The following is a 13,152-nucleotide window of genomic DNA, read 5'->3' on the forward strand; positions in this document are numbered from 1 at the left end:
CAGTGGGTATAAAGAAAAAATAAACAGCTAGATGAAAGAATTGCTGAATTCCTAATTTTCTGATTTATTCTCTCTTGTTTTGATAATAAGGTCTGATATTTTTTGGTAAATAAGTTGCCAATCAGGATGGGAACTAATAAAGTTGAAATGCGTTAACATCGTGTAATTGTCATTTCTCAAGGCAGGACCTGTCTGAACATCCTTAGGTATATGAATTTGTACCTTTTCTGCCGTCTCAAGAATGATTGGACGAATCATATCAAAAGATAATTCATGCTCCGCCAATAAATCATAAGAAATCTGAAATAAAGCATTACTGAAGTTATTCGCAAAAACAGCAGAAATATGAAGAGCTAACCTTTGTTTGGTGTTACATCTGAAAACATAATCAGAAACTTGGCCCGCCAATCCAAGCAAAAAATCATAGTTTAATTCTGTGTTTGTCTCAATTCCAAAAGGAGTATGGCTGAGATCTAGATCTTTGTCCTTGGAGAAACTCTGAACAGGGTAAATAACGCCATGTTGATTAAAATCTTTAAGAACTGAGATGTCAGTTGCACCTGAACAATGAGCTACTATACCTTTTAGATTTTTAGGAATAGCATCTGCAACATGGCTAATTGCAGAATCTGTAACTGCTACTAGGTATAGATCGGAATCTAAGTCAATTTGATTTAGATTGTCAATCGCTTCACTATCTAAAACATTAGCCAATGCAGATGCATTGGCTAATGTTTTGCTATATACTTGCAAGATTTGATGTCCAGCATCAGAGAAAGCCTTCCCCAAATGGGTAGCAATATTTCCGCTGCCTATCAGGACGATCTTCATTATGCAGCTTGTTTTGATTCCTTTAATTTATTGTCTTTTACCCGACGATAGATTGCCATACAGAAACCAATCGTCATTACAATTGTACCACACCAGAAGAAATTGATGTATGGGAATTTAATCGCTTTAAAAACTACCCATTTCTTCTCAGGAAGAGGTTTTTGGTAAGACATCAGTTCTAACTTATTCTTCTCAGGCATAATTTTCGTAAACCTGAATCTCAAACCTTGATCAGGAACATCTTTGTAAAAATCAAATGTATTACCACCCTTGATCAAAAATATAGGTTCTACAGGATATTCTTTTCCATCTGCTGATACAACCTTGATCTTTAAACCTACCAAGATATCATCTTCAGCTTTTGGCATATTCTCAAGTTTTGCATCTTTATTGATGCCTTCAATAACATAATATCCGTTTCTATAGCGTAATGTATCCCCAACATTGACTTCATAGGTTGCTGGTTCTTCATATTCCTCAAATCCGGCACTTTCACCTTCACCTTCTGCCTGAGCTGGTTTCTGAGAATCAGATGCCGCAGCAGTAATCAAGGTGTAAATATCGTGTGTGATAAAATGCTTGGTACCCGGAGTTCCGATCAAACCACCCATTTGAGGGTTGTTCTGAGCAAATGGCTTTAGAATAAATGATTTCTTTACATTGCCAGTTTCCTCATCGACTTCTTCGTATTTGATTTTGTAATATACATTCGGTCGGGCAACAGAATCTCCAACATAGGTAATTCTATATTTACCCATATTTACGGGCTCACCTTCTGTCAAGAATAAGTTGTCACCAGGTTTCTCAACTTGGTCAAATCCTGCTACTGCTATATAATTACTGCTATTTACCGAAATTACTTCATTGGTAGCAGCTGCAATTAAAGCTCCGATAAGGAGTAGACCAAAACCTATATGTGATACCGCGGAACCTGCCAAACGCCATTTTCCTTTGAATGAATCCCCTAAAATCCTCAAGTTGGCCAAAATACAGAAGATAGAGGCAAACGTCAGGAGGATATACATGATATTGGTGTAGATATGGGTAAAGTACACCACTAAGCCCGAAATGATTAAAGCAAATATAAAAGACGCTAATGTAGCAGCCCAGAATTTCTTGCTGTCCGAACGTTTGTATTTTAAGAACTGTGTAAAAGCAGTTAATAACATAACTACAACTGCAAATGCTCCCTGCCACTTGTTGTAATGTGGAATAGGGTCAATTGGAGGTGCTACTTTTGTGCCAAACAATGCATTGAAAACCGGAATGGAAGTTGTAGCGATCATTTGGACACAGGCAACAGTCAATACTAATGCGCCGATGAATAACCAAAATTCGCGGGAATAGATCTCTTCTTCCTTCTTTGTGCTTGGCATATCTTTTCTTCTCACAACCAATAAAACAATCATGATGATCAAGAAAGCCACATTGAAGAAGATCAACTGTCCTGACATTCCCAAACTGGTAAAGGAGTGAACCGAAGTCTCGCCAAGGATACCGCTACGAGTTAAATACGATGCGTAGATAACCAAAACGAAACTAATCATCGCCAATAAAACCGCGGTAAAATAGGCGTGTCCAGTGTTCTTATAAGCTACCATAACGTGAACGGCAGCAATTAGGGTTAACCAAGGTATGATAGAAACGTTTTCTACCGGGTCCCATGCCCAGAATCCTCCAAAGTTAAGAGCTTCATATGCCCAAAAGGATCCCATAATAATACCTGCACCTAAAATCATCACTGCAAATAATGCCCAAGGTAATCCTGGTGTGATCCAATCTTTATAACGCTTTTGCCATAATCCAGCAGCAGCGTATGCGAAAGGAACGATCATAGACGCAAAACCCAAGAAAAGGGTAGGTGGGTGGATAACCATCCAATAGTTCTGCAACAATGGATTTAATCCACGGCCATCTTTGATCATGCTTAGATAATTAGGGTCCTTTAGGATTGGCCAATCCATCGCATCTCTCAATAAGATAAAAGGTGAACTACCAATACGGGAACCAAATATCTCGACACCTAACAGCATTGATGCTAGAAATACCTGACATAGCATGACAAAGGTCATCACAGGGCTTTCCCAGCTCTTGGCTTTGAATAATAAGATAGAGCCTAATACAACCTGCCAAAACATCCATAACCAAAAACTACCTTCCTGACCTTCCCAAAAGGAAGATATAATGTAATGAGTAGGAAGTGTCATCGATGAATGCGCATATGCGTAATGATATACGAAGAGATGGTTGTAGATAATATAAAAAAGCGTGGCACCAATGACAACAATGGAAAGTGCATTCAGCCAGAATCCAATGCGTCCTAATTGTTTCCAAGACTTTTCTTCAGGGTACTGGCTGGCAAAAAAATAGGAAATGAAGGATAATAATGCTGCTCCAAATGAAAGGACAACGAAAAACTGTCCAATTTGACCTGGAAGTAGATTTTCTCCAACGTAATTTACGTCCATAGAATATTGAGGTAAAGATTTTTTAATTTACTGATGCTGTCGCAGGGGCAGAGGATGTCTCAATTACCTCCATCTGATCTTGATTGTATTTTGAAGGACATTTCATCAAAATCTTGCTAGCATGGAAAACATTGCCTTCCATTTTTCCTGTCAATACAATTTGTTCAGAACGTTCGATATCTTGTGGCTTCGACCCATTGAATACCACCTGACATTCCGTGCTGTCGTTGTCAAACATATAAAACGAAAAATGATTGGCATCCTTTACAGGATCATAATGTAAGTCCTTCTGTTTATTCAAAACACCTACAACATACAATTCTGTCTTCTTCTCCTTCGCTTCAGTAAATGTTGAATATGTACTAGAATCGGTATAGATCACAAGTATCATCGCAATAGCTATAGCTATAATTACAATTAAAATGATCGAACTTTTCTTCATTGTGATAAGAATATAATATTAACCAATTGCAAAATTACGAAATACTAGTTCAAGGAATGAATTTAGCAAAGAAAATGACCTATTTAGAATAATTCTAATTAATCCTCGCTGAGTATTGTAAAATATTGATATTTAACTTGTTGAAAAACGAAAGATTTTGGTTTAAGCCTCCGCTTGTTCAGGGTTAAATTTCTCACCAGAGAATTTAGTGACCAACATGGCAGCAACAGTGTCGCCAGTAGCATTTAATACAGTTGCTAAGGGATCAACTAAAGCACCAATAATTAATATGGAAGGTACTGCTTCATTGGGGATACCATAAATGGAAATCATCAACATTTCACCAATAAATCCTCCATTAGGAATCCCTCCAGCAACCATCGAAACTAAGACCGTAATCCCAACAGCTGTCAACAAGGTCGTAGGTTCAAAAAAGTCCCATCCAAGGATGGAAAAGGCCACATAAATCTTCAAAATAGATGAAATAGAAGATCCATTTTTATAAAGTGTGTTTCCGATAGGAATTACGATGCTGGAGATTTCTTTTGGTATTCCTATCTTATTGGCTGCTATAAGATTGGCAGGTAAGGTTGCCAAACTGCTACAGGTACTGATGGCAGTTAAGGAAGGTGAAATATTGTGCTTCCAGAATGAGCTTACGCCTAATGTGCCTTTTGCAATAAATGCATAGATACTGAAGAATACAAAGAAAAAGATAATCCCAAAAGCATAATAGAAACCAAGTGGTTTTGCATAGAACCCAAATAATTCAGGCCCCAATGTTTTTACCTGGTAGGCAAAGTATGCACCTAAACCTATTGGGCCAGCTTTCATCACCAAAATCAATAAGTTTTCCATCACCTTGTTTCCTGCATTCAGAAAAGCAGTGAATTGTTTTCCCATTTCGCCAGATTTGCGAGTCGCTGTACCTACCAAAAGCGAGAAAATTACAAAAGCCAGGATATTTTTCCGTGAAAGAAGGTTTGCAAATTCATCAACAGTCAAAAAACGAACAATTCTATCACCCCAAGTTTCATCGGCGTTGGTCGATAAGGCTTCATTAACAGCTGATCCATCCGAAATAGCAGTAACAGGAAATGCCCAAAGACCAGCAATCGTTGCAATAGCGGCAATGATAATCGTAACTACAAAAACCGAGGTCATAATGCCAATGGTTTTCCCCAATTTGTTACTGTCTTCAATATTCGCGATCGAAGATGATATAGCAAAAAATAAAAGTGGAATAACGGATACAAAGAGTAGATTAAGGAAAATATCACCAATAGGTTTTAGGATATCTACCATTTGAGGGAAGAATATGCCTATCAGACTACCGACGGTTATACCTATCAGAAGTAAGATGATACTTCCGTAATTTTTAAGAATTTCTTTCATTTAAGTAATTGTTCAAGCTAAAATACTTGTTTTTATTTTAGATTTGCCAAAAATAAATAATGGAATTCGTTAAAACAGCAGATGGCTCAAAAACTTTATACCATGATCAGGTAGGTGAACACTATCATTCAAAACATGGTGCCCAACAGGAAAGTATCCATGTGTTCCTGAATACGGGTCTCCGCTATTGGCTGGACAAGGAATCCTCCCAATCTGCATCCATATTGGAGATTGGTTTTGGTACAGGATTGAATTTCTTGTTAACAGCTGATTATTGTTCTAAAAACAATGTAAATCTCAATTATATTGGTATTGAAGCCTATCCGCTCAAGCCAGAGCTAATTGTGCAGTCCGAATACAATCAATATGTAAACACCGAAATATGGGACCAATTTGTTGAGAATTACGCTAAAGCGCTTGAATCCAAACTCTCTTTTAATGAACTCATCCAACTTGAAATCGCACACCAAAAGGTTATGGATTTTCAATCGGAAGAAAGGTTTGATGTAATTTATTTTGATGCATTTGCTGAAATCCATCAACCTGAAATGTGGACTCCAGAAACTTTGGCGCATGTATGTCAATTCTTAAGACCGGGAGGTGTTTTTGTAACTTATGCCATCACCGGAAATTTAAAAAGAGCCATGAAGGCATTGGGATTCAGTATCGAAAAAGCCCCAGGAGCACCCGGAAAGAGAGAAATGCTGAGAGCAACAAAATTATAGGCCTCTTCTCTATTTTATCCTGCCCAGTGGCCTTCTGTTTTTACCTTCAGACTTGGTCAGATTGTCGCCAAGATCATTTCTAGCTTCCTCAGCTATGCCTAGCAAAACCTTCAAAATTTCAGGATTCTGTTCAATAACATTATAGCGTTCGCTTGGGTCTCGACGAAGATCATAAAGTTCCATTTCTTTTATCTCATGTTCATTGTATTTTCCGCCAAAGCCATCATTGTCCGGTAAAATACCTTCGTAAGATCTTGATCTATGCGGAAATACCAGTTTCCAATTCTTATATCTGACCGCCTCAAGATCATTTTTGTTATAGTAGTAATACATGGATTGCCTATGTCCTGGCGCCTTGGAATCGGAAATCTGATTTAAAAAACTGATACCATCAATTTGATTTTTTTGACCTTTAAAATTGCTGAGTTCTGCAATAGTAGCATAGATATCCATGCTACTGGTCAGGTTGTTGTTTATTCGACCTTCTTTGATATTGTTTGGCCATGATATGATGCAGGGAACACGTTGACCACCTTCCCAGCTGGCACCTTTTCCCTCCCTGAATCCTCCAGAAGATCCGTTATGGTTTCCAAAGTTCAACCATGGACCATTATCACTTGTAAAGATTACGATGGTATTATCTGATATGCCGTTATCTTTCAGAGATTTTAGGATTTGACCCATGGAATCATCGATTTCTTGCATCACGTCTCCAAATAAGCCTTGTTCTGAGGTTCCTCTGAACTTTTTTGGAAGCAGCAATTGGAACATGCGTCATGCTATGTGCTAGGTATAGAAAAAATGGCTTTTTCCTGTTATTGTTGATAAAGTCAACAGCTTGTCGAGTATATTTTTCTGTTAGAACAGCTTGATCTTCCAAGTTATTTATCTTCATGACTGTGTCTGGTCTTTCCTGACCTCCCTTGATCTGCAATAAAGGCAAAACTGGATATTTGGCAACATAACTGTCAGTTTTTGCAGGTTTCCCATCAAATCCTACCGGCCACATATCATTTGAGTAAGGAATCCCATAATAAGCATCAAAACCCTGTTTAGTAGGGAGGAATTCAGGCTCATTTCCCAGATGCCACTTTCCAATGATTTGGGTAGCATAACCTTTACTTTTCAGCATTTCCGCCAGGGTTTCTTCCTCCGGTGCTAGACCAACCCCTGCATTTGGCATAAAATGCGCCACTGATTCCCATCCTATTGGGATAGGTACCCGTCAACAATGCTGCCCTCGAAGCCGAACAAACAGCTTGAGGAACCAAAAAATTCGTGAACCTAATACCATTATTAGCCATCCGGTCCAATACCGGAGTATGGTAATCCAAAGCACCCGTAACCCCCAAATCCCCATAACCCAAATCATCCATAAATACCAAGACAATATTAGGTTGTGCTTCCTTTCCTTGACCCAAGGAGATCGAAGAGAAGGATAAAAGAAATAAGATAGTAAGGAATCGGTTCATAGGATAAAGATAGTTATTAGATATGAGATGTGAGATATGAGATTTGAGATATGAACCGCCGGACAGACTGGTTGGGACCCATCGGCCAAAACATTTCATGCTCTGGCTGGAGGGGACACCAGCCAGCAATTCAAAGCCTAATAATTTGCCAGAGATCTAGAATAGTGGTCGGTGGAGACACCGACCACGGCACCTACGAACACCCATAACGGCACCTACGAACACCCATAACGGCACCTATGGCCACACGCCTCGGTTGGTAACTATGGCTATCCTTCACAGCATCTACGGTTACCCATTACAGCTGACTTTGCCGCCCTGGCTGGTGTCCCCACCAGCCAGCAATACAAAACCTAATAACTTGCCAGAGATCTGGAATAGTGGTCGGTGGAGACACCGACCACGGCACCTACGGACACCGACCACGGCACCTATGGGACATCCATAACGGCACCTATGGCAACACGTCTTGGTAGGAAACTATGGCCATCCATCACAGCATCTACAGTTACGCCATTACGGCTGACTTTTCCGCCCTGGCTGGTGTCTCCACCAGCCAACGATTCAGTCCCAACCACAGCAAATTCAGCCACACTATGTCGTGATGTTTTTTGTAATCCTATCTCTTCCCATCTCTCCCTTTCAATTTCCAATTTACTATCTCAAATCTCATATCTCATATCTCACATCTAAATCGTCATATCTCACATCTAAATCGTCATATCCCAAAAAAAAGGTCACTGAGATTTATTTCTCAGTGACCTTTTTTTTGAGGTGTTTCCGTCTCTTAGTGACCTTCGTTACCATCAGCACCATGAGCGTGTCCATGAGATAATTCTTCTGGAGTTGCTTCACGAGTGTTTAAGATTTCGATATCGAAGTTTAATTTTTTTCCAGCCATTGGGTGGTTTAAGTCCGCAACAACTGCTTCTGGAGTTACTTCAACTACTACAGCGCGGAATTGATTTCCTTGGTTGTCTTGTAAAGGAAGAACTTCTCCTACTGGAGGTAATCCTGTCTCATTGAACATGTCAGCAGGTAATTGTGCAATAGCACGATCATCACGCTCACCGTAAGCATCGCCAGCCTCTAATTCGAAAGATTTCTTGTCACCAGCATTTAATCCAGCGATATTCTCTTCAAACTTAGGAAGCATCATACCTACACCGTATAAAAAAGTTAAAGGATTTTCAGTTGTTGTTTGCTCTACAAATGTCTTCTCACCATTATCTTCAATTGTGTGAAGAACATAATTCAATGTTACTACATTGTTGTTTTCTACTGCCATTCTAATTAGATTTTGGGATTCTATCCCTGTTTATTATTTATTAATTCTATAATATTTGCAATCGACGGTTGAGGAAGACTGCAAGTCTTATCTTGACAAAGATATGCTTTTAAGACAGCACCGTCTTTATGCTCTAACAAAGGAAGCTTGCTATTTGTTCCTCCCAATGTGATTTTATTTGGGATGTAATACTTATCAAGTTCTTCTCTCCATTTTAGGCCATCGTCTCCTGTGATTGCAATCTCCCAAACTCCAAAATGTAAATCCAATAATTGGATTGCCCAATTTGAGTAGGCGGAACCATAAGATTTGATGTGTGGAAATACATTCGCAAAAACACGATCTGCAATTTCCGTGTACCTACTATTATCAAATAATAAGCCGAGTTTATACAAATCCCTGACAATTGTTGAGCTCGAGGCAGGAATAACATTGTCCATAATCTCACTTTTCCTCGCAATTAATACTTCTGCCTCGGAACTGCTATAATAAAATGTGCCTATTTTCTCATCATAAAATAGGGGTATAGCGGTATCTGAGTAGGATTTTGCTTTGTTTATCCACACTTCATCAAAGGTCGCTTCATAAAGAGAAATGTAAGCCTCAATGGTAAATGCATAGTCGTCCAAAAAACCGTAAATTGTTCGATTATGGTCTGAGGGTTGATGTAAAAGTCTGCCATTTTGGCAACATTTATCTTCGATAAAGTTTGCGATACCTATGGCTAGATCTAGGAATTCTTGATTATTGAAAGTTCTGTAGGCATCAACCAATCCTTTGAGGAATAATGCATTCCATGTGGTCAACTGCTTATGGTCTAATCCTGGACGAATCCTCTTCGACCTGTACAACAATAATTTTGATTTTATGTCTTTTAAATGCTCCTGCCATTCATCTTCCGAATAGCCAGCTTCAGAAATCATGCTTAAGTCGTCTGAATTGACAAAGGGGATATTGATCTGCTCTTCAGTCCAGTTACCGCTCTTTTTGATGTTGAAGAAATTCCTTGCTAATTCTGCATCATCTTCCAAAACATCAAACTCATCATACTCAAAGGTATAGAATTTACCCTCCACTCCTTCAGAGTCAGCATCCAATGCAGAATAAAATCCTCCATTGGGATTCAACATCTCTCTTTTTGCCCATTCGAAAGTTTCTTCAACAACATTCTTATAAAGGATATTTGGACGTTGCTGGTATGCCTCACTGTAAAGGCTCAAGAGTTGACCATTGTCGTAAAGCATTTTTTCGAAGTGCGGTACATGCCATTTGCCATCCACGGAATATCTCGCGAAACCACCACCAATCTGATCGTAAATACCACCATTTGCCATTTTCTCCAAGGTAAAATGGACATGATTCAATACCTCTTGATCATGATTCAGAAAACCGTATTTCAGGAAAAAAATCCAATTATTGGGCAGTGGAAATTTTGGTGCGCGAGTATATCCACCATCTTTAGGGTCAAATTGCTCTTTCCAAGGCTCTACAACTTGTAGAATATCTTCTAGTTTAAATTGTTCTGGAATATCTTGAATGGGAAGTTTCTCGGCCTGTTGGATTCCTTGAGTAAGGCGCTCGGCATAATCTATCGCTACCTCGGGTTTTTCTTCCCACATTTGCGCAATCTGAAGCAGTACCTGCTGCCAATCATGTGGTTTGAAATAAGTGCCTCCATAGATAGGGCGACCATCAGGTAAACAGATGCAATTTAATGGCCATCCACCAGAATTGGTCATCAACTGAACCGCTATCATATAAATCTGATCGATATCAGGACGTTCTTCCCGGTCAACCTTAATAGAAACAAAGAATTTGTTCATTGTCTCTGCGATCGCATCATTCTCAAAACTCTCTCGTTCCATCACATGGCACCAATGACAGGCGGAATAACCTATGCTGACAATGATCAGTTTATTTTCTTCCTTTGCCTTCCTTAACGCCACATCACCCCACGGAAACCAATGAACAGGATTATGTTCATGTTGCTTTAAATAGGGTGAACCCTCTCCTTGTAATTTGTTTGCCATACATTACGAAGGTAAAAAAATATTATTTTAATAAGCCAATTAGGTTCGCAGTACCACCACCCAACATTTCAAAAGTAAGGTCTCCTTCCAATTGTAAGATCGAAACATTGGAAGTCGCTAAATCAATTTCAGAATGACTTAAATAGTTTGTCAAGTTAGAAAGACCGGGATTATGACCAAATACCAAGAGCTTATCAAATTGGTTAGAAACTGTATTGATAACTTTGAGGATATCCGTGAAATGAGCCTCATAAATATCTTTAGTCTGTTGAATGGAATCAATTGGATAACCTAAAATTGAACAAAAAATTTCTGCCGTTTGAATCGCACGGTTAGCTGAAGAAGAAATAACTAAAGTCTTCTCATCAATATGAAGAGATTTCTTGAGCTCATTCGCTATTTTATTAGCTCTATCGATCCCTTTTTGTTGTAAATCCCTGTCAAAATCATCCTTTGTAAAAGTATGCTCCTCTGCTTTAGCGTGCCTGATAAGGTATAGTGTATTCATGATATTATTAGCTTGTGAGGCATACAAGATAAAAATTTAATAATTAATAAATCGTTCTGAAATTGTTAAGAAATAGTATTGTGACAGATGTTTATTAACTTCGTTGAAAATAGTGGTACTGTTTAATAAATAAAATGGATTTTGAAAAAAAAATATCGCTAATAGTAGGATTAAAAAATAATTTAGACTACACTCAGTCATTCTACAAAAGATTACGCGAATTATATAAAGAGGTCGAAGTGGTATTTGTCAGTTATGGTAGTAGTGATGGAACCCATGAGTGGTTGGATAGTTTAAATGATAGGAATTTAAAATATTATTATTCCGAAGAGTCCAAGTCACTTTCTCACACTTATAATAAAGGAGTTGAAATATCTACTTCAAAACTAATTAGTTATCTCCATAATGATATCATTATTGGTAAGGGATTTTTGGAGGAATTGGTGAAATCATGGCAAAAGGATGCTGTGCTCTTCTATTCGCTTGTGGAGCCACCAATTTTTGCAGATGATAAAAGAGATTGGAAAACAAATATTGATTTTGGAAATGATTTGATGAGCTTTGATGAGAAAGGCTTTGATAAGTATGTTGAAGAGGAGGCTCATAAGCAGCAAAATCCTTTTGAAACCAATGATGAAAGTTTCTTTATATGCGTAGAGAGAAAATGGCTAATTGAGATGGGGGGCCTAGATACCTTGTTTTATCCAATGTTTTATGAAGACTCGGACCTTATGGTGCGGTTTTATCTTCAAAATTCAAGGTTTATAGTTGTACCAAAAGCTATTGGTTATCATTTTGTCAGCAAAACTTCTAGGCATTCCAAGGAATTTGAAAAAAGGACAAAAGCTATTGAGGAATTGAGTTTTAAGAACTTTTTCAGAAAATGGAGATGCCATCCCAATGGCTCTTTTAAAAAGGCATATGACCTAGTTGCCGTTGTCGAAAATGCAACTGTCGATGGAATGTTTGAAATTGAACCTTTTTTCGCGAAAGTATATTCTGATCTTGATAAAAAAAGTTATGTGGATAAATATCAAACAACCACAAAAATTGATTTAAGTGAAAGATTGGAATCAAAAAATAAACTCCAGAAACATGATATTATAATCTATTTGGATGAGAGAAAAATGAAAGAGAAGGATTACTTGCGGATAAAAAACTTATCTGATATAATTGCAAGAAATGAAATAAAATCAAAAAAATTCATCAAAAGCCTATTTAAAGATTATACGAAAATTAAGACAGGAAATATTTCTGGAAAAATAAATAATTTTCGATCTTTAGAAAAGAATTTTCCAACAGTTGTTAATCAAAAATAAATTTATTCTAGTGTCTATATTTTCATATTTATTTGGCAAACGTCCTTCAATCACATATGCAATTACGGTTTGTAATGAACGATTGGAAATTAAAAAATTATTAGATTTTTTAATACCAAGAATTAGACAGAAGGATGAAATTGTAGTGTTACAAGATGTAACGAATAGAGATGAGGGTGTTTCCGAAATTCTAAGTGATTATGGAAACAAGATTATTAAGGCAGAGTCAAAATTAAATGGAGATTTTGCCACGTTTAAAAATCAATTAATAACATTGGCAAAGTGTGAATATCTATTTCAGGTAGATGCTGATGAACTGCTTACGGATGAACTGATCAAATCTTTGCCAGGATATTTATCACTAAAGTCAAAATACGATGCCTTTATGGTATCTAGGATTAATACAGTAGCGGGAATTACTAATGATCATCTTCAACAATGGAATTGGGAAATGAATGAAGACGGTTACATCAATTTCCCAGATTGGCAAACGCGAATATTTAAACTCAATACAAAATGTTCTATATCATGGAAAAATAAGGTTCATGAAGTGCTTACAGGTTATAAAAAATTAGGACGTGTAAAAGGTAAAAAATATGAGATGTCTCTGATTCATGATAAAGAAATCAAGAAGCAGGAATCTCAAAATGCTTTTTATGACAATAATTTTTAAA

General features: G+C 37.7%; 14 protein-coding genes. 3 read left to right on the forward strand and 11 right to left on the reverse strand.

The annotated features are described in order from the left end of the window. Positions 1-51: 51 nt before the first annotated feature. The 4 genes from FGL31_RS03785 to FGL31_RS03800 form a co-directional block, all read right to left on the reverse strand. Positions 52-831, reverse strand: coding sequence for a Rossmann-like and DUF2520 domain-containing protein (locus tag FGL31_RS03785; RefSeq protein WP_138089745.1), 780 nt, complete (start codon positions 829-831; stop codon positions 52-54). Then, positions 831-3,299 carry a heme lyase CcmF/NrfE family subunit gene (locus tag FGL31_RS03790; protein WP_138089746.1) on the reverse strand — a complete coding sequence of 823 codons (2,469 nt, stop codon included), beginning with the start codon at positions 3,297-3,299 and terminating at the stop codon, positions 831-833. Before FGL31_RS03790 ends, FGL31_RS03785 begins: the two co-directional genes overlap by 1 nt. A gap of 22 nt (positions 3,300-3,321) precedes the next feature. Then, positions 3,322-3,741, reverse strand: a complete 420-nt coding sequence (locus tag FGL31_RS03795) for a cytochrome c maturation protein CcmE domain-containing protein (protein WP_099372097.1) — start codon at positions 3,739-3,741, stop codon at positions 3,322-3,324. A gap of 162 nt (positions 3,742-3,903) precedes the next feature. Beyond that, positions 3,904-5,136 (reverse strand): dicarboxylate/amino acid:cation symporter, encoded by a 1,233-nt coding sequence (locus tag FGL31_RS03800; protein WP_138089747.1) that lies wholly within the window; start codon positions 5,134-5,136, stop codon positions 3,904-3,906. Positions 5,137-5,195: 59 nt separating this feature from the next. Between FGL31_RS03800 and mnmC2 the strand changes: the two genes are divergently transcribed. Continuing rightward, complete coding sequence (gene mnmC2, locus FGL31_RS03805) at positions 5,196-5,861, forward strand: tRNA (5-methylaminomethyl-2-thiouridine)(34)-methyltransferase MnmC2 (RefSeq protein ID WP_138089748.1); 666 nt, start codon at positions 5,196-5,198, stop codon at positions 5,859-5,861. A gap of 9 nt (positions 5,862-5,870) precedes the next feature. Here the strand turns inward: mnmC2 and FGL31_RS23070 are convergent, their stop codons facing one another. The 7 genes from FGL31_RS23070 to FGL31_RS03830 all read right to left on the reverse strand — a co-directional run bounded on the left by FGL31_RS23070 (position 5,871) and on the right by FGL31_RS03830 (position 11,159). After that, on the reverse strand, positions 5,871-6,632 hold the full coding sequence (locus FGL31_RS23070; RefSeq protein WP_197734083.1) for a sulfatase-like hydrolase/transferase: 762 nt from the start codon (positions 6,630-6,632) through the stop codon (positions 5,871-5,873). Beyond that, complete coding sequence (locus FGL31_RS23075; protein ID WP_232046248.1) at positions 6,550-7,044, reverse strand: sulfatase-like hydrolase/transferase; 495 nt, start codon at positions 7,042-7,044, stop codon at positions 6,550-6,552. Before FGL31_RS23075 ends, FGL31_RS23070 begins: the two co-directional genes overlap by 83 nt. Next, complete coding sequence (locus tag FGL31_RS23080) at positions 6,980-7,333, reverse strand: sulfatase-like hydrolase/transferase (RefSeq protein WP_197734085.1); 354 nt, start codon at positions 7,331-7,333, stop codon at positions 6,980-6,982. The genes FGL31_RS23075 and FGL31_RS23080 overlap by 65 nt, the downstream gene beginning before the upstream one ends. A 431-nt stretch (positions 7,334-7,764) precedes the next feature. Next, the gene (locus tag FGL31_RS03815; RefSeq protein WP_138089749.1) at positions 7,765-7,986 is read right to left on the reverse strand and encodes a hypothetical protein; all 222 of its coding nucleotides are present in this window, start codon (positions 7,984-7,986) and stop codon (positions 7,765-7,767) included. A gap of 134 nt (positions 7,987-8,120) precedes the next feature. Continuing rightward, on the reverse strand, positions 8,121-8,621 hold the full coding sequence (locus FGL31_RS03820) for an FKBP-type peptidyl-prolyl cis-trans isomerase (RefSeq protein WP_099372101.1): 501 nt from the start codon (positions 8,619-8,621) through the stop codon (positions 8,121-8,123). A 20-nt stretch (positions 8,622-8,641) separates the two neighbouring features. After that, positions 8,642-10,651: a thioredoxin domain-containing protein gene (locus FGL31_RS03825; protein ID WP_138089750.1), complete on the reverse strand. Its 2,010-nt coding sequence runs from the start codon at positions 10,649-10,651 to the stop codon at positions 8,642-8,644. A 22-nt stretch (positions 10,652-10,673) separates the two neighbouring features. Further along, positions 10,674-11,159, reverse strand: a complete 486-nt coding sequence (locus FGL31_RS03830) for a SixA phosphatase family protein (RefSeq protein WP_138089751.1) — start codon at positions 11,157-11,159, stop codon at positions 10,674-10,676. 134 nt (positions 11,160-11,293) lie between these two features. On the opposite strand from FGL31_RS03830, the gene FGL31_RS03835 reads away from it, so the two are divergent. Then, entirely contained in the window at positions 11,294-12,478 is a 1,185-nt protein-coding gene (locus FGL31_RS03835) for a glycosyltransferase family 2 protein (RefSeq protein WP_138089752.1), read from the forward strand. Then, a complete protein-coding gene (locus FGL31_RS03840) occupies positions 12,462-13,151 on the forward strand; it encodes a glycosyltransferase (protein ID WP_171017536.1) in 690 nt (229 codons plus the stop codon). Before FGL31_RS03835 ends, FGL31_RS03840 begins: the two co-directional genes overlap by 17 nt. Position 13,152: the final 1 nt, after the last annotated feature.

Origin of the sequence: Sphingobacterium daejeonense (assembly GCF_901472535.1) — a bacterium.
In the GTDB taxonomy this organism is placed as follows: domain Bacteria; phylum Bacteroidota; class Bacteroidia; order Sphingobacteriales; family Sphingobacteriaceae; genus Sphingobacterium; species Sphingobacterium daejeonense.